Source organism: Mycobacterium sp. ST-F2, assembly GCF_001905655.1.
GTDB lineage: Bacteria > Actinomycetota > Actinomycetes > Mycobacteriales > Mycobacteriaceae > Mycobacterium.
The window spans coordinates 36,548-60,372 of record NZ_JMHT01000008.1; the positions used below are offsets into that span (position 1 = coordinate 36,548).

At 68.4% G+C, this 23,825-nt stretch carries 19 protein-coding genes; 10 read left to right on the forward strand and 9 right to left on the reverse strand.

Annotated features, from left to right (window positions below):
- Positions 1 to 4 precede the first annotated feature (4 nt).
- The 4 genes from EB75_RS04715 (at position 5) to purH (ending at position 4,779) form a co-directional block, all read left to right on the forward strand.
- Positions 5 to 958 carry a DUF5336 domain-containing protein gene (locus EB75_RS04715; protein WP_073694328.1) on the forward strand — a complete coding sequence of 318 codons (954 nt, stop codon included), beginning with the start codon at positions 5 to 7 and terminating at the stop codon, positions 956 to 958.
- A 76-nt stretch (positions 959 to 1,034) separates the two neighbouring features.
- A complete protein-coding gene (locus EB75_RS04720) occupies positions 1,035 to 2,552 on the forward strand; it encodes a cell division protein PerM (protein WP_073694329.1) in 1,518 nt (505 codons plus the stop codon).
- A gap of 9 nt (positions 2,553 to 2,561) precedes the next feature.
- Positions 2,562 to 3,209 (forward strand): phosphoribosylglycinamide formyltransferase, encoded by a 648-nt coding sequence (gene purN / locus EB75_RS04725; protein ID WP_073694330.1) that lies wholly within the window; start codon positions 2,562 to 2,564, stop codon positions 3,207 to 3,209.
- A gap of 1 nt (position 3,210) precedes the next feature.
- Positions 3,211 to 4,779, forward strand: a complete 1,569-nt coding sequence (gene purH, locus EB75_RS04730; RefSeq protein WP_073694331.1) for a bifunctional phosphoribosylaminoimidazolecarboxamide formyltransferase/IMP cyclohydrolase — start codon at positions 3,211 to 3,213, stop codon at positions 4,777 to 4,779.
- Positions 4,780 to 4,841: 62 nt separating this feature from the next.
- Here purH and mqo read toward each other — a convergent pair whose 3' ends face one another.
- Complete coding sequence (gene mqo / locus EB75_RS04735) at positions 4,842 to 6,260, reverse strand: malate dehydrogenase (quinone) (protein ID WP_073694332.1); 1,419 nt, start codon at positions 6,258 to 6,260, stop codon at positions 4,842 to 4,844.
- An 83-nt stretch (positions 6,261 to 6,343) separates the two neighbouring features.
- Between mqo and EB75_RS04740 the strand changes: the two genes are divergently transcribed.
- Positions 6,344 to 7,249 (forward strand): LysR family transcriptional regulator, encoded by a 906-nt coding sequence (locus tag EB75_RS04740; protein WP_073694333.1) that lies wholly within the window; start codon positions 6,344 to 6,346, stop codon positions 7,247 to 7,249.
- An 11-nt stretch (positions 7,250 to 7,260) separates the two neighbouring features.
- Here EB75_RS04740 and EB75_RS04745 read toward each other — a convergent pair whose 3' ends face one another.
- Positions 7,261 to 8,277 (reverse strand): alpha/beta hydrolase, encoded by a 1,017-nt coding sequence (locus EB75_RS04745; RefSeq protein ID WP_073694334.1) that lies wholly within the window; start codon positions 8,275 to 8,277, stop codon positions 7,261 to 7,263.
- Positions 8,278 to 8,353: 76 nt separating this feature from the next.
- On the opposite strand from EB75_RS04745, the gene EB75_RS04750 reads away from it, so the two are divergent.
- Positions 8,354 to 9,748 carry a sigma 54-interacting transcriptional regulator gene (locus EB75_RS04750; protein ID WP_073694424.1) on the forward strand — a complete coding sequence of 465 codons (1,395 nt, stop codon included), beginning with the start codon at positions 8,354 to 8,356 and terminating at the stop codon, positions 9,746 to 9,748.
- Positions 9,741 to 11,708: a vWA domain-containing protein gene (locus tag EB75_RS04755; RefSeq protein ID WP_073694335.1), complete on the forward strand. Its 1,968-nt coding sequence runs from the start codon at positions 9,741 to 9,743 to the stop codon at positions 11,706 to 11,708. Before EB75_RS04750 ends, EB75_RS04755 begins: the two co-directional genes overlap by 8 nt.
- Positions 11,709 to 11,958: 250 nt before the next feature.
- On the opposite strand, the gene EB75_RS04760 is transcribed toward EB75_RS04755, so the two are convergent.
- The 7 genes from EB75_RS04760 to EB75_RS04790 form a co-directional block, all read right to left on the reverse strand.
- Positions 11,959 to 12,546, reverse strand: coding sequence for a DUF1707 SHOCT-like domain-containing protein (locus EB75_RS04760; RefSeq protein WP_061005718.1), 588 nt, complete (start codon positions 12,544 to 12,546; stop codon positions 11,959 to 11,961).
- 90 nt (positions 12,547 to 12,636) lie between these two features.
- Positions 12,637 to 13,404 carry an enoyl-CoA hydratase family protein gene (locus tag EB75_RS04765; protein WP_073694336.1) on the reverse strand — a complete coding sequence of 256 codons (768 nt, stop codon included), beginning with the start codon at positions 13,402 to 13,404 and terminating at the stop codon, positions 12,637 to 12,639.
- A 12-nt stretch (positions 13,405 to 13,416) separates the two neighbouring features.
- Positions 13,417 to 14,574, reverse strand: a complete 1,158-nt coding sequence (locus tag EB75_RS04770) for an acyl-CoA dehydrogenase family protein (RefSeq protein ID WP_061005746.1) — start codon at positions 14,572 to 14,574, stop codon at positions 13,417 to 13,419.
- Positions 14,575 to 14,576: 2 nt separating this feature from the next.
- Positions 14,577 to 16,535, reverse strand: coding sequence for an ATP-binding protein (locus tag EB75_RS04775; protein ID WP_073694337.1), 1,959 nt, complete (start codon positions 16,533 to 16,535; stop codon positions 14,577 to 14,579).
- Between the two features lie 46 nt (positions 16,536 to 16,581).
- Positions 16,582 to 18,177: an acyl-CoA carboxylase subunit beta gene (locus tag EB75_RS04780; RefSeq protein WP_073694338.1), complete on the reverse strand. Its 1,596-nt coding sequence runs from the start codon at positions 18,175 to 18,177 to the stop codon at positions 16,582 to 16,584.
- A complete protein-coding gene (locus EB75_RS04785) occupies positions 18,174 to 19,322 on the reverse strand; it encodes an acyl-CoA dehydrogenase family protein (protein WP_073694339.1) in 1,149 nt (382 codons plus the stop codon). The genes EB75_RS04780 and EB75_RS04785 overlap by 4 nt, the downstream gene beginning before the upstream one ends.
- On the reverse strand, positions 19,319 to 21,019 hold the full coding sequence (locus EB75_RS04790; RefSeq protein WP_073694425.1) for an acyclic terpene utilization AtuA family protein: 1,701 nt from the start codon (positions 21,017 to 21,019) through the stop codon (positions 19,319 to 19,321). The genes EB75_RS04785 and EB75_RS04790 overlap by 4 nt, the downstream gene beginning before the upstream one ends.
- 241 nt (positions 21,020 to 21,260) lie before the next feature.
- Here EB75_RS04790 and rpmF point away from each other — a divergent pair, with 241 nt between their 5' ends.
- The 3 genes from rpmF (at position 21,261) to EB75_RS04805 (ending at position 23,743) form a co-directional block, all read left to right on the forward strand.
- Positions 21,261 to 21,437 (forward strand): 50S ribosomal protein L32, encoded by a 177-nt coding sequence (gene rpmF, locus EB75_RS04795; protein ID WP_061005745.1) that lies wholly within the window; start codon positions 21,261 to 21,263, stop codon positions 21,435 to 21,437.
- A gap of 78 nt (positions 21,438 to 21,515) precedes the next feature.
- The gene (locus EB75_RS04800) at positions 21,516 to 22,202 is read left to right on the forward strand and encodes a response regulator transcription factor (protein WP_020099048.1); all 687 of its coding nucleotides are present in this window, start codon (positions 21,516 to 21,518) and stop codon (positions 22,200 to 22,202) included.
- Between the two features lie 53 nt (positions 22,203 to 22,255).
- Complete coding sequence (locus EB75_RS04805) at positions 22,256 to 23,743, forward strand: HAMP domain-containing sensor histidine kinase (protein WP_061005743.1); 1,488 nt, start codon at positions 22,256 to 22,258, stop codon at positions 23,741 to 23,743.
- The last annotated feature ends 82 nt before the right edge of the window (positions 23,744 to 23,825 follow it).

The following is a 23,825-nucleotide window of genomic DNA, read 5'->3' on the forward strand; positions in this document are numbered from 1 at the left end:
GGTCATGACGTACCAGCCCGGTAACCCCGGCTACCCGCCCGCCCAACAGCCCGGCCAGTACGGCAACCAGTACGGCGGGCCGACCCAGCAGTTCAACCGTCTGCCCGAGCAGATCCCGGCTGCGCCTGCGGCGCCGGCCGGCCCGAGCAAACTGCCGGAGTACCTGACCATCGCGGTCGCGGCGCTCGGCCTGCTCATCTTCGGCTTCAACTTCGCGCCCCAGTTGGGTGCGGGAGGCCTGGATGCGGGCACTGGCAGCATCCTGACCCAGGCGCCGATCGTCGTCGCCGTACTGGCGGCGCTGCTCGCCGGTGTCAGCCTCCTGCCCAAGCAGAAGAGCTTCAAGTCGTGGGTCGCCATCCTGGCGGTGCTGGCCCTGCTGCTCGTGATCAACGAGATCGTGCAGGCGCCCAAGGGCATCGAGGTCGAGTGGGGCCTCTATGTCGTGCTCGCGCTGTCGGTGCTGCAGGCCGGTAGCGCGGTCGGGGCGCTGCTGCTGGACGCCGGCGTCATCCAGCCGCCCGCACCGCGTCCGCAGGCCGATCCGTACAACTACGGCGGACCGGCGCAGGGCTACAACCCGCAGGCTCAGTACTACGGCCAGCAGCCTCAGCAGCAGTACGGCCAGCAGACCGGCCAGCACTTCGGTCAGCAGGGTGGCTACCAGCCGCAGTCCCAGAACGGTCCCATCGGCGGCTACACCGGTGCACAGAGCGCGTCGCAGCACGGCGCGGACTCGGGTCCGCCGACCCCGCCGACCGGGTTCCCGGCCTTCGGTCAGCCGCAGCAGTCGGCCGGCCAGTCGTCGTCCCCGCAGCAGTCGTCGGGCCAGGGTCCGTCGGCGTCCGAGGCCTCGGCCGGATCGTCGTCGTTCACCTCGTCGCCCAGCGTTCCGGGCTCGACGGGATCCGGCTCGGAGCCGACGACGACCTTCCAGCAACCCCCGGCTCCGCAGTAATCGGGTCCGGCTTCGTCATAATCGCTAGGGCGCTCGCGGCACGCGAGTGACGACCTCGCGAGGAGTGACCCAGCTAGTGGATAACCGACCAGTCGGTACGCGTCAGGCGCGTGACCTGCTTCGGGTTGCGTTCGGCCCGTCGGGCATCGCCCTGGCGATCATCGCCGCGCTGGTGCTGATCCAGCTGGTCATCGCCAACAGCGATCTGACCGGCGCGTTCGGCGCGATGGCCAGTATGTGGCTGGGCGTGCACGGCGTCCCGGTGTCGATCGGCGGTGCCGAGCTCGGCGTGATGCCCCTGGCCCCGCTGCTGGCGATGGTCTGGGGCACGGCCCGCACCACGGCCGCGGCGACGCGGCCGGGTGCGTCCTGGTTCGTGGTCCGGTGGATCGTCGCGTCGGCGCTCGGTGGACCACTGCTGATCGCGGCGATCGCGATCGCGGTGATCCACGATGCGTCGTCGGTGCTCACCGAGCTGCAGACTCCGAGTGCCCTCCAGGCATTCGGCTGCGTCCTGGCGGTGCACGCGGTCGGCGCGGCCATCGGTGTCGGCTCGCGCCTGCAGGGACGGCTGCTGACCGATGCGCACCTGCCGGACTGGCTCCCGGAGGCGTTGCGCGGGGCCGTCGCCGGCGTGTTGGCGCTGCTCGGTCTGTCGGGATTGGTCGCGGTCGGCTCGATGGTCGTGCACTGGTCGACCATGCACGACCTCTTCGGCATCACCGATTCGGTGTTCGGCCAGCTCAGCCTGACCGTGCTGTCTGCGCTGTACATCCCGAACGTGATGGTCGGCGCCGCCGCGGTGGCGGTCGGTTCGAGCGTGCACGTCGGGTTGGCCACGTTCAGTTCTTTCACGGTCCTCGGCGGGGATGTGCCCGCCGTGCCGGTACTCGCCGCCGTGCCGTCACCTCCGCTGGGTCCGGTATGGGTGGCGCTGCTGATCATCGCGGCGGCCTCGGCCGTGGCGGTGGGCCAGCAGTGCTCGCGGCGCCCGGCCCCGTGGCCGATTGCTTTCGCCAAGTTGGCGGTGGCGTCGCTCCTGGCTGCGGTGATGATGGTCCTGCTCGCGGTCGCCGGCAGCGGTCGCCTGGGCAACTTCGGTGAGCTCGGCGTCGATCAGACGACGTTCGGGCCTGCGGTTTTCCTGTGGTTCATCTCCATCGGCGGTCTCACGGTGGCCATGGCGGGCGGCCTGACCCGCCGTCCGGCCCGGCCGGCACCCGTCGCGCCGGCCCCGCCGGTTGACGAGGAACCGTACGAAGATGAGGCGGCAGACGTCGTCGACGATGACGAGCCCGTGACCGAGAAGCTGATCGGTGACGTGTCGGCCGCCCCGGCGGACGGGGACGACGACTCGCACTTCGCCGGTGGCCCGGCATTCGAGCCGGCCGCCGAGACTGCGCCGGAGCCGGATGCTGAACCCGCGCCCAAACCCGCCGAACCACGCCGGCCGGCGCGTCCGGAACCGGACATGACCCCGGCACCGGCGGAGGCCTATCAATCCGGCACCACCGATCGCATCGGTGAGCACGTCACCTTCGACCCGGACGAGGACCCTGAGGCGCATTTCGTGGTCGACGACGACGGCCACTAGGCTGCTCCCGTGCAGCTACCGGTCCGTGTGCCCCCGACTGCGCCGGCGCGGCTCGTCGTCCTGGCGTCCGGGACCGGTTCGCTGCTCGAGTCTGTGCTTGCCGCGGCGGTCGGCGACTACCCGGCGCGCGTCGTGGCCGTCGGCGCGGACCGTGACTGCCCGGCACTGCAGATCGGGGCGGCCGCCGGGGCGGCGACGTTCACCACGCGGCTGCGTGACCACGCTGACCGGGCCGCCTGGGACGCGGCGTTGACTGCCGCCGTCGCGGCCCACGAGCCGGATCTGGTGGTGTCGGCCGGGTTCATGAAGATCCTCGGACCTGCATTTCTTGCGCGCTTCCAGGGACGGGTGCTCAACACCCACCCGGCGCTGCTGCCGTCGTTTCCGGGCGCACACGCGGTGTCCGAGGCCCTCGCCTACGGGGTTCGGGTCACCGGCAGCACGGTGCACCTGGTCGACGACGGCACCGATACCGGCCCGATCCTGGCACAGGAGCCGGTGGCGGTACGCGACGACGATGACGAATCGTCGCTGCATGAGCGGATCAAAGTCGTCGAACGACGACTGTTGGTAGATGTGATCGCCGCGGTGGCCCTCCGCGGTGTGACGTGGAGTGGGCGAAAGGCGGCCATCGGGTGCCGCGGTGAGGAGCAATAGGATGACGCGACGACCGATTCGGCGCGCGCTGATCAGCGTGTACGACAAGACCGGCCTGGCCGAGCTGGCCCGCGGGCTGCACGAGGCCGGGGTGACCCTGGTGTCGACCGGTTCGACAGCGAAAACCATTGCTGCCGAGGGTATCCCGGTGACTCCCGTCGAAGAGGTCACCGGTTTCCCGGAGGTGCTGGACGGCCGGGTCAAGACGCTGCACCCGCGCGTGCACGCCGGCCTGCTGGCCGACACCCGCAAGGCCGAGCACCTCGCCGCGCTCGATGAGCTCGGGGTCGAGGCGTTCGAACTCGTTGTGGTGAACCTGTATCCGTTCACGCAGACCGTGGCGTCGGGCGCCTCCGAGGACGAGTGCGTCGAGCAGATCGACATCGGCGGCCCGTCGATGGTCCGCGCTGCGGCCAAGAACCACCCCAGCGTCGCCGTCGTCGTCGACCCGCTGGGGTACGACGGTGTGCTGGCCGCCGTCCGGGATGGCGGTTTCACGCTCGAAGAGCGGAAGAAGTTGGCGTCGTTGGCTTTCCGTCACACCGCCGAGTACGACGTGGCCGTCGCATCCTGGATGGGGTCGGTGCTGGTGCCCGGCGACGACGAGGCGTCCGCCGCCGGTATGCCCGCGTGGCTCGGTTCGACATGGCGTCGCACTGACGTGCTGCGCTACGGCGAGAACCCGCACCAGAAGGCGGCGCTCTACAGCGACGACGCCGGCTGGCCGGGGCTGGCCCAGGCCGAGCAGCTGCACGGAAAAGAGATGTCCTACAACAACTACACCGACGCCGACGCGGCGTGGCGGGCGGCGTTCGACCACGAGGACATCTGCGTGGCGATCATCAAGCACGCCAACCCGTGTGGCATTGCGGTGTCGTCGATCTCGGTTGCCGATGCGCACCGCAAGGCCCACGAGTGCGACCCGCTGAGCGCGTTCGGTGGCGTCATCGCGGCCAACACGGCCGTGACCGAGGAGATGGCCGAGACTGTCGCGGACATCTTCACCGAGGTGATCGTCGCTCCCGCCTTCGAGCCGGGCGCCGTCGAAATCCTGAGCCGCAAGAAGAACATTCGCATCCTGGTGGCGAGCGAACCGCAGCCCGGCGGCACCGAGTTCCGTCAGGTCAGCGGTGGCCTGCTGGTGCAGCAGCGTGACGCGCTCGATGCCGCGGGCGACGACCCGCTGAACTGGACCCTGGCGACCGGCAGCCCGGCGGACCCGGAGACGTTGGCCGACTTGGTGTTTGCCTGGCGCGCGTGCCGCGCGGTGAAGTCGAACGCCATCGTGGTCGCTGCCAACGGCGCCACCGTCGGCGTCGGCATGGGCCAGGTGAACCGCGTCGACGCGGCCCGGCTGGCGGTCGAGCGGGGCGGTGACCGCGTCAAGGGCGCCGTCGCTGCCTCCGACGCGTTCTTCCCGTTCCCGGACGGTTTGCAGACCCTGACCAACGCCGGCGTGAAAGCCATTGTGCACCCGGGTGGTTCGGTCCGTGACGACGAAGTGACCGCGGCCGCCGCGGCTGCGGGCATCACGCTGTACCTGACCGGGGCGCGGCACTTCGCCCACTAGATTCACAGGCTGATGGCCAGGTTCGCACGGAGATGCTCCGTGCAAACCTGGCCATTGGCCGTTCAGAGGCTGAGCAGCGCTGCAGTGTCGCGAGGGGCCACGGCATCATCCATGCGGGACTGCCAGGAGGCGGCCCAGCGCTCGGGGAAGCACCGCTGCAGGAGGCCGAGCATGATCGGCACGGCGGTCGAGGCTCCCGGAGAGGCGCCCAGCAGTCCTGCGATGGTGCCGTCGGCCGACGTGACGAGCTCGGTTCCCGATTGCAACACGCCGACGCGCTTCGGGTCCGGTGTGACGAGCTGAGCCCGCTGTCCGGCCGGTATCAGCTCCCAGTCGCCGGGGTCGGCCTCCGGGTAGAACCGTTGCAGCTGTTTGATCTTGCCGCTGAGCGGGGTGAGCAACTCGCCGATCAGATAGCGCACCAGGGTCAGGCTCTGCAGGGCCGCGGCGGCCAGCACATGCAGGTTGTGCCACCGCAGTGTGGTGAAGAAGTCGGTGAGCCTGCCGCCTTTGAGCAGCTTGGTGCTGAACGTCGCATACGGGCCGAACATGAGGTAGCCCTTGCCGTCGACGACGCGTTTGTCCAAGTGCGGCACCGACATCGGCGGGGCGCCTATCGCCGCCTGGCCATACACCTTGGCATCGTGTCGTGCGACGACGTCGGGTTGCGCGCACCGCAGGAACGCTGCGCCGACGGGCAGCACACCGTAGCCGCGGACCTCGGGAACGTGCGCGCGCTGCAGCAGCCGCAGGGCGAACCCGCCGGCTCCGACGAACACGTGGCGCGCCCTCAGCTGAAACCTGTTGTGCGACTCTGTACGTCGGCCGCCGACCAACCAGGTGCCGTCCGGGTCCTGGTGTAACCGGCGCACGTCGTGCCCGAGCCGGACCTCGCCGTCGTTCGAGGTGATGATGCGGGTCAGTCCGTGGGTGAGCGCTCCGAAGTCGACATCGGTGCCGCCGGGGTGGCGGGTGGCCGCAATCGGTTGCGCCGGATCGCGGCCGGCCATCACCAACGGTGCCCATGCGGCGACTTCGGCGGGATCGTCACTGAACTCGAGATCGGCGAAAAGCGGATCGGCGCTGAGGGTTTCGAATCGGCGCCGGAGGTAGGCCACGTCGTGGTCGCCGAACACCACGTCCATGTGCGGCGTGCCGTGGACGAAAGTCGCCGGGTCCAGCAGGCCCTGCTGGACCAGATGTGCCCACCAATGGCGGGACAACTGGAACTGTGCGGCGATCTGCGTGGGCGCGCTGCCGTCTTGGGGATCGGGCATGTAGTTGAGTTCGCAGTAGCCGGAGTGGCCCGTGCCGGCGTTGTTCCACGGCCCGCTGCTCTCCGTGGCGATGTCGGATGCCCGCTCCACCAACACAATGCGCCACTGTGGTTCCAATGTGCTGATCATGGCGCCCAGGGTGGCAGACATGATGCCGCCACCGATGAGGACGACGTCGGCGACTTCCGGTTCAACAGGGTTCATGGTTGCTCCTTGTCTCGTTACTCCAGCATCACCCCCGAGAATTTGATCCGTCCAATGAATGTTCTGGCGATTATCATCCGAATATGGATCAATGGATGAGTCTGCTCGCGCCGCAGCTTCGGGCGCTCGAAGAGCTCGACTCCCAGAGCGGACACATGACCCGTGCCGCCGACAGCCTGGGTATTCCGCAGTCATCGATGAGTCGGCGCATCCACGCCTTGGAGAAGATGCTCGGCGTCCGGCTGCTCACACAGGAGGGGCGGACGGTGCGGCTGACGCCGGTCGCGGTGCAGCTTGCCGAACAGTCACGGCGGCCGTTGCGCGAGCTCGAAGCGACGGTCGAGACGATCGCCGGCGAAGCCGACCCCGAACACGGGACCATCCGGTTCGGCTTCCCCCTGACGATGGGAGCCGGCGTGGTGCCGAACCTGGTCACCGAATTCCACCGGCGCGCACCGGGAATCCGGCTGCAGATGAAGCAGGCGCACGGCAGTGAACTCGCCGCGGATCTGAAGGCCGGGATGCTCGACGTCGCTGTCGTGATCCCGCCGCCCGACGGCGTCGAACATGTGGTGATCGGCGGACAACACATCCGGGCCGTGTTGCCGGCGGCCCATCCGCTCGCGGCCCGTCGTCGTCTTCGGCTGGACGAACTGCGCGACGAGACCTTCATCGCCAACCCGGCCAGCTATCACCTGCGTCAGGCGACGGAAAGCTGGTGCCGTGACGCGGGTTTCGTTCCGCACGTGCCCGTGGAGATCACCGAATTCTCGACCATCCGCGAGCTGGTCGGCCGGGGGATGGGCATCGCGCTGCTGCCGCACGACGAGCACACCTCACGCAAGGTCCGGGAAATCCCGTTGACGCCCACCAACTATCAGCGACAGATCGCGCTGGCGTGGGCGCCGACCGCCGGCACTCCCGCAGCGCGCAGGCTGCTGGCCTTCCTGCGTACGGAGTGGGCGGCCAAGGCCGCCCACAACCGCTGACGCCGCGTGAATCAGGACGCGACCTCGCCGGACTGCTGCGTGGTCGTGGCGTATTCGAAGAAGTCGACGATCTCGTCGACGGCCTTGCGGGCGTCCGGGTTGACGTCGAAGCTCAGCTGGAACATGTGCATCGCCTTGTCCCACACCTGAACCCATGCCTGCGCACCCGCCGCGCGCAACGCGTCGGCGAGCGCGAACGAGTCGTTGCGCAGCATCTCGTTGTTGCCGACCTGCAGGAGCGTGGGTCCCAGGCCGTGCAGGTCGGATTCGGTCGGCATCTCGGGCACCGGGTGGGTGCCGTTCTTCGTCGCGAAGACGTCGTAGAGGTACTTCACCGCCATGAACGGGAACAGCACGTCGCGGTGTTCGAGCATCGCGTTGTACTTCAGGTTCATGTCGGACGACGTCAGCGGCGACAGCAGGATTTGGCCGGCGGGCACCGGCAGGCCTGCGTCACGCACGGCGAGCGCGGTGCCGGTCGCGATCAGGCCGCTGGCGGAGTCACCCGCGAACACGATCTTCTTCGCGTCGACGCCGGCGGCGAGCACCATGCGGTAGGCGCACACGCCGTCGGCGATGGCGTCCTCGATCAGGGCCTGCGGCGCCAGTCGATAGCCGACGTTCAGGACCCGGGCGCCGGTCGAGGCCGACAGCTTGCTGGCCCAGCGCCGGTGCGAGTTCAGCCCGAGCGTGATCAACGCCGAACCGTGGAAGTAGATGATCACGCGATCGGAACCCTGTGCGCGCGGCGCGATGATCCATTCGGCGTCGCAGTCGTCCAGCTTGATCGGTGTCACCGTGGTGCCGGGCAGGGCGCGGAACGCGCGGAAGGGCCCGTCGATGATGTCGTAGCGGCCGCGCTGGACCAGTTCCGGATAGAACCGGTTGACGACGAGGCCGATGAGCGTGAGCAGGGCAATTACCGGTCGGACGAACACCGCGGTCAGCCCGCCGAGCAGTCGGCTCTGCCACGCGGCGGGGCCGAACTCGAGGTCGGTGGGGCGGTGAGTCCAGTCGAGCGAGTTCACGATACCGAGGGTACTGGGTAAAGCTCCGGAGCCCAAGGGGCTGCCGCTCACCGTGTGCCGTCGTAGCGTGGAGGTCGTGACATCACCTAACGACCTTCCGTCCGACCTGCCGCGGACCGTCGGCGAGCTCAAGGCCTCGGGCCACCGCGAGCGGGGCATCAAGACCGAGATTCGCGAGAACCTGCTGGCAGCACTGGCTGACGGCGACGACGTTTGGCCCGGCATCTTCGGCTTCGAGGACACCGTCCTGCCGCAGCTGGAGCGCGCGTTGATCGCCGGGCACGACATCGTGCTGCTCGGCGAGCGCGGACAGGGCAAGACCCGTCTGCTGCGCGGGCTGGTCGGTCTGCTGGACGAGTGGACGCCCGTCATCGCGGGCTCGGAGCTGGGAGAGCATCCCTACTCGCCGATCACGCCCGAGTCGATCCGCCGGGCGGCGGACTCCGGCGACGACCTGCCGATCACCTGGCAACACCGCAGCGAGCGCTACTTCGAGAAGCTGGCGACGCCCGACACCAGCGTCGCCGACCTCGTCGGCGACATCGACCCCATCAAGGTGGCCGAGGGGCGGAGTCTGGGTGACCCGGAGACCATCGCCTACGGCCTCATCCCGCGGGCGCATCGCGGCATCGTCGCGATCAACGAGCTGCCCGACCTCGCCGAGCGCATCCAGGTCGCCATGCTCAACGTGATGGAGGAGCGCGACATCCAGGTGCGTGGCTACACGTTGCGCCTGCCGCTGGACGTGCTCGTGGTGGCCAGCGCCAACCCCGAGGACTACACCAACCGTGGCCGCATCATCACGCCGCTGAAGGACCGCTTCGGCGCCGAGATCCGCACCCACTACCCGCTGGAACTCGACGCGGAGGTCGGCGTCATCAAGCAGGAAGCGCACCTGGCCGCCGAGGTCCCGGAGTACCTGCTGCAGATCCTGGCCCGCTTCGCCCGGTACCTGCGTGAATCGCAGTCGATCGATCAGCGCTCCGGCGTCTCGGCCCGGTTCGCGATCGCCGCGGCCGAAACCGTCGGCGCCGCGGCCCAGCACCGCTCCGCGATTCTGGGTGAACAGGATCCGGTCGCTCGCGTGGTCGACCTGCAGACCATCATCGGTGTGCTGCGCGGCAAGCTGGAATTCGAGTCGGGTGAGGAAGGCCGCGAGCAGGCCGTCCTGGAGCACCTGCTGCGGCGGGCCACCGCGGACACCGCGCAACGGCTGCTCGGCGGCATCGACGTCGGTTCCCTGGTCGTTGCGGTGGAAGGAGATTCACCGGTCACGACGGGCGAGCGGGTGTCGGCCAAGGACGTGCTGGCCGCGCTGCCGGATCTGCCGGTGATCGACGCGATCGCCGACCGGTTGGGCGCGCAGTCCGACGGCGAGCGGGCGGCGGCCGTCGAGCTGGCACTGGAAGCGCTGTATCTGGCCAAGCGCATCGACAAGACCTCCGACGACGGCGAAACGGTATATGGCTAACCACCTCTCGCGGTATTCGCGCTACACCGGCGGGCCCGACCCGCTGGCGCCTCCAGTCGACCTGCGGGAGGCGCTGGAGCAGATCGGGCAGGACGTCATGGAGGGCGCGTCGCCCCGGCGCGCGCTGTCCGAGCTGCTGCGCCGGGGTACCCAGAACATGCGCGGCGCCGACCGGCTGGCCGCCGAGGCCAACCGGCGCCGTCGGGAGTTGCTGTCGCGCAACAACCTTGATGGCACCCTGCAGGAGATCAAGAAGCTGCTCGACGAGGCCGTGCTCGCCGAGCGCAAGGAACTGGCCCGCGCGCTCGACGATGACGCGCGGTTCGGTGAACTGCAGTTGGAGTCGCTGTCGCCGTCGCCGGCCAAGGCGGTGCAGGAACTCTCCGAATATGACTGGCGCTCGGCCGAGGCACGGCAGAAGTACGAGCAGATCAAGGATCTGCTGGGCCGGGAGATGCTGGACCAGCGATTCGCCGGCATGAAGGACGCGCTGCAGAACGCCACCGATGAGGATCGTCAGGCCGTCAACGACATGCTCGACGACCTGAACAACCTGCTGGAGAAGCACGCCAACGGCGAAGACACCCAACAGGATTTCCAGGATTTCATGGCCAAGCACGGCCAGTTCTTCCCGGAGAACCCGCAGAACGTCGACGAGCTGCTGGACTCCCTGGCCAAGCGTGCCGCCGCCGCGCAGCGGTTCCGCAACAGCCTGTCGCCCGATCAACGCGCCGAGCTGGATGCGTTGGCGCAGCAGGCATTCGGATCGCCGTCGTTGATGAACGCGCTCGATCGGCTCGACGCCAACCTGCAGGCCGCCCGCCCGGGGGAGGACTGGACCGGCGAGCGCAATTTCAGCGGAAACAACCCGCTGGGCATAGGGGAGGCCGCGCAGGCGATGGAAGACATTGCCGAACTGGAGCAACTGGCAGAACAGCTTTCGCAGAGCTACGCCGGTGCCCAGATGGACGATGTCGACCTGGACATGCTCGCCCGGCAACTTGGCGACGAGGCCGCCGTCGACGCCCGCGCCCTGGCCGAACTGGAACGCACCCTGATGAACCAGGGCTTCCTGGACCGCGGTTCCGACGGACAGTGGCGGTTGTCGCCGAAGGCCATGCGCCAGCTGGGACAGGCGGCGCTCCGCGATGTGGCACAACAGCTTTCCGGCCGCCACGGCGAGCGGGACACCCGTCGCGCCGGTGCCGCCGGCGAACTGACCGGCGCCACCCGGCCGTGGCAGTTCGGCGACACCGAGCCCTGGAACGTCACCCGTACCTTGACCAACGCGGTACTGCGGCAGGCGGGCACACGCGACGACGGGCCCCTGCGGATCACCGTCGACGATGTGGAGATCTCGGAGACCGAGACCCGCACCCAGGCTGTGGTGGCGCTGTTGGTGGACACCTCGTTCTCGATGGTCATGGAGAACCGGTGGCTCCCGATGAAGCGCACCGCCCTGGCGCTCAACCACCTGGTGAGCACCCGGTTCCGGTCAGATGCGTTGCAGATCATCGCTTTCGGCCGGCATGCCCGCACCGTGTCGGCGGCCGAACTGACGGGGCTGGAAGGCGTCTACGAGCAGGGCACCAACCTGCACCACGCGCTGTTGCTCGCCGGCCGGCATCTGCGGCGTCATCCCAACGCACAGCCGGTCGTCCTCGTCGTCACCGACGGCGAGCCGACGGCGCACCTCGAGCAGTACCGCAACGGGACCGAGACGTTCTTCGACTACCCGCCGCACCCACGCACCATCGCCTTCACGGTGCGCAGCTTCGACGAGGTGGCCCGGCTGGGGGCGCAGATCACGATCTTCCGGTTGGGCAGCGATCCCGGCCTGGCGCGCTTCATCGACCAGGTGGCTCGCCGCGTCGAAGGCCGCGTCGTGGTGCCCGAACTCGACGGATTGGGCGCCGCGGTGGTCGGTGACTACCTGCGCTCGCGGCGGCGTCGTCGCTGACCCAGTCGTCGCTGACCACCTTCGTCGCTGACCACCTTCCGCGAGCGGCCGTGTCTGTACCGCGACACGCCGCCGAACCCGTGCAGGAGGCGGACTCTCGTCGGCCGCGAGCGTGACGAAATTGCACGCCTACGACGGCGTGTTGGTGGCAGACACGCACGCTCGTCGCCCGCGAGCGGGCCGAAAATGCACGCGAGATACGGCGCGTCGGGGTACAAACACGGCCGCTCGCGGGAAGGGGAGTTGGCGGCTAGTCGGCGGGCGGGGGCTTGCGCTTCTTGGACTTGATGCCGACGCGGCCCCACAGTGAGAAGCCGCGGATGGTGACGCGCGGGGCGCCGGGGGTGCCCTGCTGACCGAGGTGGTCGAAAGCGCCCATGACACCGACGCCGTGCACGTCGACGTTGACCTCGGGCGGCAGCAGGATGGTCTGCCCGCCGAAGATCGAGTAGGAGTGGATCTCGACGTCCGGTGAGGTGAAATCGGCGTAGCGCAGATCGATGACACCGCCACCGAAGAGTGAGAACGACGTCAGCCGCTGCGGCACGTTCCAGCGGCCCCGGCGCTCGAATCCGCTCATGATCGCCAGCAGCAGCGTCGAGGGCGCGGGATGGCATTCGCCGCCCGTTTCCCACGGCGCGGTGGTGATGTACGGCAGGTCGGCGCTCAGCTTCGACAGTTCGGCGTACGTCTGCGCGGAATAAGCGCGGTTCAGCCGGTCTTCGTACTCGGACATCGGCAGCCGGCCCTGCGCGGCCGCATCGCTGAGGAGGTGAGCGACCTGGATCCGGTCGGTATCGGCGGCGCGCATCTGTGCGCGCGAACCTGGGGTGCTCATCAACTCGAGCCTACGACGATCACAGCGACTTGCAAGGCTGTTGAGGCAAACTGTGGCCGCATCGATGTCCCATCCGTTACGGGATATGGATCACTTATTCCAGTTCGGCTGCCGCTTCTGGAGGAAGGCCATCATGCCTTCCCGGGCCTCGTCGGAGACGAACAGCTGCGCCGACTGATTGGCCAGCTTCTCGGCGTCGCGGTCGAAATCGGCCAGGATCGACGCCGTGGTCAGTGCCTTGGATGCGGCCAGACCCTGCGGTGAACCCTTGGTGATCTCGTCCGTCAGCTGCGCCACGGTCGCCGGTACGTCATTAGTCGCGACGGTCACCAGGCCGATGCGTTCGGCTTCCTCGGCGCCGAACTTCTCGCCTGTCACGAAGAAGCGACCGGCCGCGCGGGCCGTCATCTTCGGCAGCAGCGTCAGCGAAATGATCGAGGGCGCCACGCCGATCCTGGCCTCGGTGAGGGCGAAGGTACTGGCGGTGCCCGCGACCACGAGGTCGCAGGCCCCGATCAACCCCATGCCGCCGGCGCGGACGTGACCATCGATCGCGGCGATCACCGGAACGGGCAGCTCCAGAATCGACCGCAGCAACCCGGCGGCCTCCAGCGCCCGCGCGGTGGCCAGGTCGCCGGGGTCGCGACCCGCGGCTTCACTCAGATCGGCCCCGGCGCAGAACGTGCCGCCGGTGTGGCCGAGCACCACGACCCGCACGCCCGGATCGTCCGCAGCATCGGTGAGGCCCTGCCGCAACTGGTCCACCAGCGCGGTCGACATCGCATTGCGGTTGTGCGGTGAGTCCAGCGTCAGCCGGGCGACACCGTTTTCGACGGAGTAGTGGACCAGTGCGGTCATGAGACTTTCCTGTCAGTACGAGCGCGGCAGACCCAGCGAGGTCTGCGCCACGAAGTTAAGCACCATCTCACGGCTGACCGGAGCGATGCGCGCCAGTCGCGACGCCGTGACCGCGGCGGCGATGCCGTACTCCTTCGTCAGGCCGTTGCCGCCGAGCGACTGCACGGCCTGGTCGACCGCGCGGACCGAGGCCTCGCCTGCGGCGTACTTGGCCATGTTGGCGGCTTCGGCGGCACCGAAGTCGTCACCGGCGTCGTACAGCGTGGCGGCCTTCTGCATCATCAGCTTGGCCAGCTCGAGCTCGATGTGGATCTGAGCCAGCGGGTGCGAGATGCCCTGGTGCGAACCGATCGGCACCTTCCAGACCTGACGGGTCTTGACGTACTCGGTCGCGGTGCGGATCGCGAGTCGACCGGTGCCGACGGCCATGGCCGCACCGATGATCCGCTCCGGGTTCAGGCCCGCGAACAGCTGCGCGATCGCGGCGTCCTCGGAGCCGACGAGCGCGTCGGCGGGCAGCCGCACCTCGTCCAGGAACACCTGGAACTGGCTCTCGGGGCTGATGATCTCCATCTCGATCTTGGTCCAGCTCAGGCCCGGTGCATCGGTTGGGACCACGAACAGTGCCGGCTTGAGGTTGCCGGTCTTGTGGTCCTCGGTGCGCCCGACGACCAGCACGGCGTCGGCCTGGTCGATGCCCGAGATGAAGACCTTCTGGCCGGACAGGATCCAGTCGCCGCCGTCGCGGCGCGCCGTCGTGGTGATGCGGTGGCTGTTGGAGCCGGCGTCGGGTTCGGTGATCGCGAAGGCCATGGTGAGCGAGCCGTCCGCGAGACCCGGCACCCAGCGCTTCTTCTGATCTTCGGTGCCGTACTTGGAGATGATGGTGCCGTTGATGGCCGACGAGACCACCATCATCAGCAGCGGACAGCCGTTGGCGGCCATCTCTTCCATGACCAGGCTCAGCTCGTACATGCCGGCACCGCCACCGCCATACTCCTCGGGCATGTTGACGCCCAGGAAGCCGTGCTTGCCTGCCTCGGCCCACAATTCGTCGGTGTGCTGGCCGGCGCGGGCCTTCTCCAGGAAGTAGTCCTGGCCGAACTTCGAGGCCATCGCGACGACGGCCTCGCGGAGCGCCTTGCGCTCGTCGGATTCGATGAAAGACATGGTCATTCTCCTTCTGGGGTTTCGACCCGGGCCAGCACAGCGCCGACATCGACCTGTTGGCCGGGTTGCACGTTGAGTTCGGTGAGCACACCGGAATCCGGTGCGGCGATGGTGTGTTCCATCTTCATGGCTTCCAGCCAGATCAGGGGCTGGCCGGCGGTGACCGAGTCACCGATGGCCGCACCGACCCGGACCACGAGTCCGGGCATCGGCGCCAGCAGCGAGCCCTGCGCGACCGCCGCGTCCGGGTCCGGGAATCGCGGCTGGGCCACGAGGTGGACGGCACCGGCGGGGGAGTCGACGAAAACGTCGGCACCGTATCGGGCGACGTCGAACGAACGTTCAACTCCGTTGACCGACAACACCACTCGAGTGGGATCGGCGGTCACGACGGTGACGTCGTCGCGGTCGGGCAGCTCGACGCCGGCGCGCGCGTATCGGTACCGCACCTGGTGTTCGGCGCCGGCCGCGTCACTGTACGTACGGCTCTGGTAGCCCGACGCGAGGTTCCGCCAACCACTCGGTGCCGCGGCGAAAACCGTTGCCGTGGCGCGGTTGTGTGCCGCATCGGCCAGGGCCGCGGCGACGGCGGCCAGCGCGACGTCGGTGTCCGCCGGTGCCGCCAGTTCGGCCAGGCCGTGTGTGTCGAAGAACGCGGTGTCGGTGTCACCGGCCAGGAACGCGGGGTGCCGCAACACATTCACCAACAGGTCGCGGTTGGTGCGCAGACCGTGGATGCGCGCGCGGGACAACGCATCGGCGAGGATCGCCGCGGCCCGGTCGCGCGTCGGCGCGAACGAGATCACCTTGGCCAGCATCGGGTCGTAGAACACCGACACCACCGAACCGTCGACGATGCCGGAGTCGACGCGCGTTCCGGCCCGACCCAAAAGGCTGAACTCGGTCCGCACACCCGGTACCTCGAATCGGTGCACCGTGCCGGCCTGCGGCTGCCAGTCCTTGGCCGGATCCTCGGCGTAGAGCCGGGCCTCGATCGAATGTCCTTGCGTCGCGGGCGGTTCCGCTGCGAGCGCACCACCGTCGGCCACGTCCAATTGCAGTTCGACCAGATCCAGTCCGGTGGTCTCCTCGGTGACCGGGTGCTCGACCTGCAGGCGGGTGTTCATCTCCAGGAAGAAGAAGTCGCCGTTCGCGTCCGACATGAACTCGACGGTGCCGGCACCGGTGTACCCGATCGCGGTGGCCGCCAGTCGGGCCGCCTCGAACAGCTTGGCGCGCATGCCCGGCATCCGCTCCACGAGCGGGGACGGCGCTTCCTCGATGACCTTCTGGTGCCGCCGCTGAATGGAGCACTCGCGTTCGCCGACGGCCCACACCGTGCCGTGGGCATCGGCCATCACCTGTACCTCGATGTGGTGGCCGCTGGCCAGATAGCGCTCGCAGAACACCGTCGGATCGCCGAACGCGGACTGGGCCTCGCGCTGCGCCGCCGCGACTTCAGTTGGCAGCGCCGACAATTCGCGGACGATGCGCATACCACGGCCACCGCCGCCGGCCGACGCCTTGATCAGGACCGGCAGTTGGTCGGCGGTGACGGTGTCGGGGTCCAACTCGGTCAGCACCGGAACGCCGGCCGCCGACATCAGCTTCTTGGCCTCGATCTTGGAGCCCATGGCCTGCACGGCCGCCACCGGCGGACCGATCCACGTCAGCCCGGCATCCTGCACCGCGGCCGCGAAATCGGGGTTCTCCGAGAGGAATCCGTAGCCGGGGTGAATCGCGTCGGCGCCCGAGGCCTTGGCCGCGGCGATCAGTTGTGCGGCGTCGAGATAACCGGTGCGACCCTCGAGCCGCACCCGGTCGTCGGCCTCGGCGACGTGCGGGGCGGCCGCGTCGGGGTCGGTGTACACCGCGACGGTGCCGATGCCGAGCCGGCGGCAGGTGGCGAACACGCGGCGGGCGATTTCGCCGCGGTTGGCGACGAGAACCTTACGAATCATGAACTGTGTCCTCTGCTCTTCGCGCAAGCGCTCATCGGAAGGCTCCTCACATCCGGAAGACGCCGAAATTCGACGTCCCCTCGATCGGCGCATTGGCAATGGCGGACAAGCACATTCCCAGCACGGTGCGGGTGTCGCGGGGGTCGATTATGCCGTCGTCGTAGAGCCGGCCGGACAGGAACGCCGGCAGTGATTCGGCGTCGATCTGCGCTTCGACGGCGGCACGCAATGCGGCATCGGCGGCTTCATCGACCTGGCCGCCGCGGGCTTCGGTGGCCGCGCGACTGACGATGGACAGCACGCCGGCCAGCTGCGCTCCGCCCATCACCGCGGACTTCGCGCTGGGCCAGGCGAACAGGAACCGGGGGTCGTAGGCCCGGCCGCACATGCCGTAGTGGCCGGCGCCGTAGGAGGCACCGATGAGCAGCGAGATGTGCGGCACCTTCGAATTGGAGACGGCGTTGATCATCATCGAGCCGTGCTTGATCATCCCGCCTTCCTCGTACGCCTTGCCGACCATGTAGCCGGTTGTGTTGTGCAGGAACAACAATGGTGTGTCGGACCGGTTGGCCAGCTGGATGAACTGCGTGGCCTTCTGGGACTCCTCGCTGAACAACACGCCGCGCGCGTTGGCCAGGATGCCGACCGGGTAGCCCCACAGGTTGGCCCAGCCCGTCACCAGTGACGAGCCGTACAGCGGCTTGAACTCGTCGAAGTCCGAGCCGTCGACGATGCGGGCGATGACGTCGCGCGGATCGAACGGGATGCGCAGATCGGCGCCGACGATGCCGAGCAGTTCGTCTTCCGGATAGAGCGGCGGCACCACCGGCGCCGGCGTCGGGCCCTGCTTGCGCCAGTTCAGCCGGGCCACGATGCGCCGGCCGATGCGGATGGCGTCGAGCTCGTCCTGTGCGAAGTAGTCGCCGAGTCCCGATGTGCGGGAGTGCATTTCGGCGCCGCCGAGGGATTCGTCGTCGGACTCCTCGCCCGTGGCCATCTTGACCAGCGGCGGGCCGGCCAGGAACACCTTGGATCGTTCCTTGATCATCACCACGTGATCGGACATGCCGGGGATGTAGGCGCCGCCGGCGGTCGAGTTGCCGAACACCAATGCGATGGTCGGGATGCCCTCGGCCGACAGCCGGGTCAGGTCGCGGAACATCGCGCCGCCGGGGATGAAGATTTCTTTCTGCGTGGGCAGATCCGCGCCGCCCGACTCGACCATCGAGATCACCGGCAGCCGGTTCTCGCGGGCGATCTGGTTGGCGCGCAGGATCTTTTTGAGCGTCCACGGGTTACTCGTGCCGCCCTTGACGGTCGGATCGTTGGCGACGATCAGGCACTCGACGCCCTCGACGACACCGATGCCGGTGACAAGGCTGGCGCCGACGACGAAGTCGCTACCCCACGCGGCCAGCGGACTGAGCTCCAGGAACGGCGAGTCCGGATCCACGAGTTGTTCGATGCGCTCGCGCGCGGTCAGCTTGCCGCGGGCATGGTGGCGGTCAACATATTTCGCGCCGCCACCGGCCAGCGCCTTGGCGTGCTCGGCATCCAGCTCCGCGAGCTTGGCCGTCATCGCCGCGGCAGCCTCGGTGTAACCGGCCGCCGCGGAATTGAGGGTGGATTTGAGCGCGGTCATGACTGGAATCCCAACGTCTTGGCGGCCAGCGAGGTGAGAATCTCGGTGGTGCCACCGCCGATGCCGATGATGCGCATATCGCGGTACTGCCGCTCGATTTCCGACTCGGCCATGTAGCCCATGCCGCCGAACAACTGGACGCCTGCGTTGGCCACCCACTCACCGGCCTCGACGGCGGTGTTCTTGGCGAAGCACACTTCGGCGATGAGGTTCGTCTCCCCGGCGAGCTCCCGCTCCACCAGGTGATGTGTGTAGACCCGGGCGACGTCGATGCGCCGTGCCATCTCGGCGAGGGTGTTCTGCACCGACTGCCGCGTGATCAGCGGCCGGCCGAACGTCTCGCGGTCCCGGCACCACTGCACGGTCAGGTCCAGGCAGCGCTGCGCGCTCGCATATGCCTGCGCGGCAAGCCCGACCCGCTCGGAGACGAAGGCGCCGGCGATCTGCAGGAAGCCGGAGTTCTCGGGCCCGACCAGGTTGGTGGCCGGGACGCGGACGTCGACGTAGGACAGCTCTGCGGTGTCCGACGAGCGCCAGCCCATCTTCTCCAGCTTGCGGCTGACGGTGAAGCCCGGCGTGTCCTTGTCCACGACGATCAGCGAAACACCCGCCGCGCCTGGGCCGCCGGTGCGTACCGCCGTCACCACGTAGTCGGCGCGCACACCCGAGGTGATGTAGGTCTTGGCGCCGTTGATGATGAAGTCGTCGCCGTCACGGTCGGCGCGCGTGGTCAGGTGCCCGACGTCCGAGCCGCCACCGGGCTCGGTGATGGCCAGTGAACCGATCATCTTGCCCTGCAACGTCGGTCGCACGTAGGTGTCGATCAGTCGCTGATCGCCGGAGGCGATCATGTGCGGCGTGGAGATGCCGCAGGTGAACAGCGACGCGAAGACGCCGCCGGGCACACCGGCGTAATGCAGTTCCTCACAGACGATCACGGCGTCGGCGCCGTCGCCGCCGCCACCGCCGACGGATTCGGGTGCCTGGGCGCCCAACAGGCCGGCCGCACCGGCTGCCTCGTGCAGCGAGCGGGGCAGCTCGCCGCTGCGCTCCCATTCGTCGACGTGGGGGAGGATCTCGCGTTCGGCGAACGCGCGCACGGTCTTTCGCAGTGCGTCACGTTCGGGCGTGGTCCATATGCTCACGAAAACAGTTCCTCCGGGATGTCGAGATGACGGGTTCGTAGCCATTCCCCGAGGCCCTTGGCCTGGGGATCGAATCGGGCCTGGTACGCGACGCCTTCGCCGAGGATGCCCTCGATGACGAAGTTGATGGCGCGCAAGTTGGGCAGCAGGTGTCGCGTCACGGGCAGCTCGGCGGATTCGGGCAGCAGCTCGCGAAGCTTCTCGACCGTCAAAGTGTTTGCCAGCCAACGCCATTGGGGATCGGTGCGCACCCAGACGCCGACATTGGCGGACCCGCCCTTGTCGCCGCTGCGGGCCCCGGCGATGGTGCCCAGCGGCGCGCGACGGGCCGGTCCGGCGGGCAGCGGTTCCGGCAGGGCCGGATCGCCGACCGGTCCCAGCGCCACCGTCTCGGCGGACGGCGCGATGTCCGTCCGGGTGCCGTCGGCCAGCACCGCCACGTGTGGCACCAGGGCCGCGTCGACGTAGCCCGGCTTGAACAGGCCGTACACCTGGCCGTCGCCCGGGGGTGCGGTGGTGGTGAAGCCCGGGTAGCTGGCCAGCGCGAGTTCGACTGCCGCCGCGGAGAATTGGCGGCCGACCTTCTTCGGGTCCGGGTCGCGCACCACGCAGTGCAGCAGGGCGCTGGCCCGCTCCTCGGTGTCGGCGTCGGGATGGTCGGTCCGCGCCAGCGTCCACTGCAACTCGGCCGGACGCTCGGTGATGGCGGCCTCCAGTTGGCGCTGCAGCAGGTCTGCCTTCGCCTCGATGTCGAGGCCGGTGAGGATGAACGACGCCGCGTTGCGGAAGCCGCCGATGCTGTTGAGCGACACCTTCAACGTGGGCGGCGGCGCCTCGCCGCGGACGCCGGAGATGCGGACGCGGTCCTGCCCGTCGGCCGTCAGCTCCAGCGAGTCGACCCGCAGGGTCGCGTCGGGATTGGCATAGCGCGCGCCGGTGATCTCGTACAACAGCTGCGCGGTGACGGTGTCGACGCTGACGCGTCCCCCGGTGCCGGGGTGCTTGGTGATCACCGACGACCCGTCCGCGGAGATCTCCGCCAACGGGAAACCGGGGCGGATGAGGTCGGGAATCTCGGTGAAGAAGCTGAAGTTGCCGCCGGTGGCCTGAGTGCCGCATTCGATGACATGGCCGGCGGCGATCGCGCCGGCGAGCGCGTCGTAGTCGGTTCGGGTCCAGCCGAAGTGCGCGGCGGCCGGTCCGACGATCACCGAGGCGTCGGTGACCCGGCCGGTGACGACGACGTCGGCGCCGGACTTCAGACAGTCCACGATGCCCCACGCGCCGAGGTAGGCGTTGGCGGACAGTGGGGTGCCGAAGCCGAGCTCGCCGGCGCGCGCCACGAGGTCGTCGCCCTCGACGTGTGCCACGTTGACCGACAGCCCGAGCTTGTCGGCCAGGGCGCGTACCGCTGCTGCCAGGCCGGCCGGATTGAGGCCGCCGGCGTTGGCGACGATCTTCACGCCCTTGTCCAGGGCCAGGCCCAGGGACTGCTCCAGTTGACGCAGGAAGGTCTTGGCGTAGCCGAGGTCGGGGTTCTTGGCCCGGTCCCGCGCGAGGATCAGCATGGTCAGCTCGGCGAGGTAGTCGCCGGTCAGGTAGTCCAGCTCACCCCCGGCGAGCATCTCGTGCATCGCCGCCAGCCGGTCGCCATAGAACCCTGAGCAGTTACCGATCCGGACTGCTGGTGATGTCACACACACTCCCGTCGTTCAACCAACCGGTAGGGAGGTTAGTCGGTACTAGCGGTACCGAGTCAAGGGGGCTGGGGGTTGCGTGTTGCCCGGTTGGGGCGACGTTTTGGAGCCTACGCAGGTCGACGGCTATCCTGAGGTGCAATCGCTGCGCACGCGAGAAGCAATAGAGCGCCCCCAGGCCCTATTTGTTCGCGACGCGGCCGACCGCAAGCAATTCCGTTTAGTCAGAGAGGTGCACATCATGGCTGTGCCCAAGCGCAGGATGTCGCGCTCGAACACCCGTAGCCGTCGCGCGCAGTGGAAGGCCGAGGCCACTGGCCTGGTCAACGTGAACGTCGCAGGTCAGGCACACAAGGTGCCGCGTCGCCTGCTCAAGGCCGCGCGTCTGGGTCTGATCGACCTCGACCGCCGCGCCTGAACCGACTGACGGTTTTTCTCGCGCCCGCGTGGCGCGTCTTCTCAGTCCGCTCTCAGACGGTGGGGTGAGACTGTGCCTGTGCGAATCCTTGTAGTCGACGATGACCGCGCTGTACGCGAATCACTGCGTCGGTCACTGACTTTCAACGGGTACTCGGTCGAACTGGCGCAAGACGGTGTCGAGGCGCTGGAGCGCATCTCCAGCGACCGGCCCGACGCTGTCGTGCTCGACGACATGATGCCCCGGCTGGATGGGCGCGGTGTCTGCCGTCAGCTGCGCAGCAGCGGTGACGACCTTCCGGTGCTGATGCTGACCGCCCGTGACTCGATCGATGAGCGGGTGGCCGGCCTCGACGCCGGTGCCGACGATTACCTGCCGAAGCCTTTCGCGCTCGAGGAGCTCCTGGCCCGGATGCGGGCCCTGCTCCGCCGTACCGGCCCCGCCGACGGCGCCGAGTCGGCGGCGTTGACGTTTTCCGACCTCAGCCTCGATCCGGTGACCCGCGAGGTCACCCGGGGGTCCCGGTCGATCAGCCTGACCCGCACCGAGTTCTCGCTGCTCGAGATGCTCATCCACAACCCGCGCCGGGTACTCAGCCGCAGCCGGATCCTCGAAGAGGTGTGGGGCTTCGATTTTCCGACGTCGGGCAATGCCCTCGAGGTCTACGTCGGGTACCTGCGCCGCAAGACCGAGGCCGAGGGAGAACCACGCCTGATCCATACCGTGCGCGGCGTGGGTTACGTGCTGCGTGAGACGCCACCCTGATGCTCGACAAGCTTCGCGCAACCGTGGATCGGAAGATGCGGGAAGTGCCGCAGATGCCGGCGACGACGCCGGACGGCACGGTGCAACACGACGCCAGTTCGGTGTCGCTGAAATGGCGCGTGATGCTGCTCGCGATGTCGATGGTGGCGATGGTCGTCGTCCTCATGTCGGTCGCGGTGTACGTCGTGGTGTCGAAGGCGCTGTACGGCGACATCGACAACCAGCTGCACAGCCGCGCGCAACTGCTCATCGAGAGCGGTTCCCTGGCCGTCGACCCCGGCAAGGCCATCGAGGGCACCGCCTACTCGGACGTCAACGCGATGTACGTCATCCCGGGCCAGTCGATCTACACCGCGAATCAGCAGGGGCAGACGCTGCCGCTCGGGACGCCCGAGAAGGACGTCATCGCCGGCAAGCTGCTGATGTCGTTGCGCACCACCAACTATCAGCGCGTGCTGGCGGTGCATCTGCAGTCGGGTAACTCGCTGCTGATCTCGAAGAATCTCTGGCCCACCAGCCAGGTGCTCAAACGGCTGGGCACCATTTTGCTCATCGTGGGTGGAATCGGCATGGCCGTCGCCGCGATCGCCGGTGGCACGGTCGCGCGGACCGGGCTGAGACCCGTGGCCCGGTTGACCGAGGCCACCGAACGCGTGGCCCGCACCGATGATCTGCGCCCCATCCCGGTGTACGGCAATGACGAATTGGCCAGGCTGACAGAGGCTTTCAACATGATGTTGCGGGCGCTCGCCGAGTCGAGAGACCGGCAGGCCCGGTTGGTGTCCGACGCCGGTCACGAATTGCGCACACCGCTGACGTCGCTGCGGACCAATGTCGAACTGCTGATGGCGGCCATGGCACCCGGCGCGCCGCCGTTCCCCGAGGAGGAGATGGCGGGCCTGCAGTCCGACGTCATCGCCCAGATCGAGGAGCTGTCCACCCTCGTCGGCGACCTGGTCGACCTGACCCGCGACGACGCCGCGGTGACGGTCCACGAGCCCGTCGAGATGGCCGAGGTCGTCGAGCGCAGTCTGGAACGAGTTCGCCGCCGCCGCAACGACATTGACTTCGACGTCGACATCGCCGGATGGCAGGTGTACGGCGACGGGGCCGGGTTGTCCCGGGCGGTGCTGAACCTGCTCGACAACGCCGCCAAGTGGAGTCCGGCCGGCTCGGTGGTGGTGGTCCGGCTCGGGCGCATCAATCCGACGCACGCCGAGCTCGTGGTGTCCGACTGGGGGCCGGGTATCCCGCCGCAGGAGCGGGCGCTGGTGTTCGAGCGCTTCTACCGGTCGACGACGGCACGGGCGATGCCCGGTTCCGGTCTCGGGCTGGCCATCGTCAAGCAGGTTGTGCTCAAACATGGTGGCGCACTGCGGATCGAGGACACCGTGCCGGGCGGGTCGCCGCCGGGCACGTCGATCCATCTCGTGTTGCCGGGACGGCCCTCGGGCGTGACCGCAACACACCGACCCTCTGGGCTGGACGTAACGGGCGTGACCACGGAAAATGAACCTGCCCGGACGGGGGAGGAAGTCTAGGGTGCGGCCTGTGGTGTCTCAGTGGATTCTCAGCCCGAAAGGGCACCGTCAGGTCATGTCGTTCGTTGTCCCGGCAACGAAA

Bases quoted from the DNA above. Each gene is read 5' to 3' on its own strand.
- EB75_RS04715 (WP_073694328.1), top strand. From the start codon at position 5: ATGACGTACCAGCCCGGTAACCCCGGCTACCCGCCCGCCCAACAGCCC.
- purH (WP_073694331.1), top strand. From the start codon at position 3,211: ATGACGCGACGACCGATTCGGCGCGCGCTGATCAGCGTGTACGACAAG.
- mqo (WP_073694332.1), bottom strand. From the start codon at position 6,260: ATGAACCCTGTTGAACCGGAAGTCGCCGACGTCGTCCTCATCGGTGGC.
- EB75_RS04740 (WP_073694333.1), top strand. From the start codon at position 6,344: ATGGATCAATGGATGAGTCTGCTCGCGCCGCAGCTTCGGGCGCTCGAA.
- EB75_RS04755 (WP_073694335.1), top strand. From the start codon at position 9,741: ATGGCTAACCACCTCTCGCGGTATTCGCGCTACACCGGCGGGCCCGAC.
- EB75_RS04760 (WP_061005718.1), bottom strand. From the start codon at position 12,546: ATGAGCACCCCAGGTTCGCGCGCACAGATGCGCGCCGCCGATACCGAC.
- EB75_RS04765 (WP_073694336.1), bottom strand. From the start codon at position 13,404: ATGACCGCACTGGTCCACTACTCCGTCGAAAACGGTGTCGCCCGGCTG.
- EB75_RS04770 (WP_061005746.1), bottom strand. From the start codon at position 14,574: ATGTCTTTCATCGAATCCGACGAGCGCAAGGCGCTCCGCGAGGCCGTC.
- EB75_RS04775 (WP_073694337.1), bottom strand. From the start codon at position 16,535: ATGATTCGTAAGGTTCTCGTCGCCAACCGCGGCGAAATCGCCCGCCGC.
- EB75_RS04780 (WP_073694338.1), bottom strand. From the start codon at position 18,177: ATGACCGCGCTCAAATCCACCCTCAATTCCGCGGCGGCCGGTTACACC.
- rpmF (WP_061005745.1), top strand. From the start codon at position 21,261: ATGGCTGTGCCCAAGCGCAGGATGTCGCGCTCGAACACCCGTAGCCGT.
- EB75_RS04805 (WP_061005743.1), top strand. From the start codon at position 22,256: ATGCCGGCGACGACGCCGGACGGCACGGTGCAACACGACGCCAGTTCG.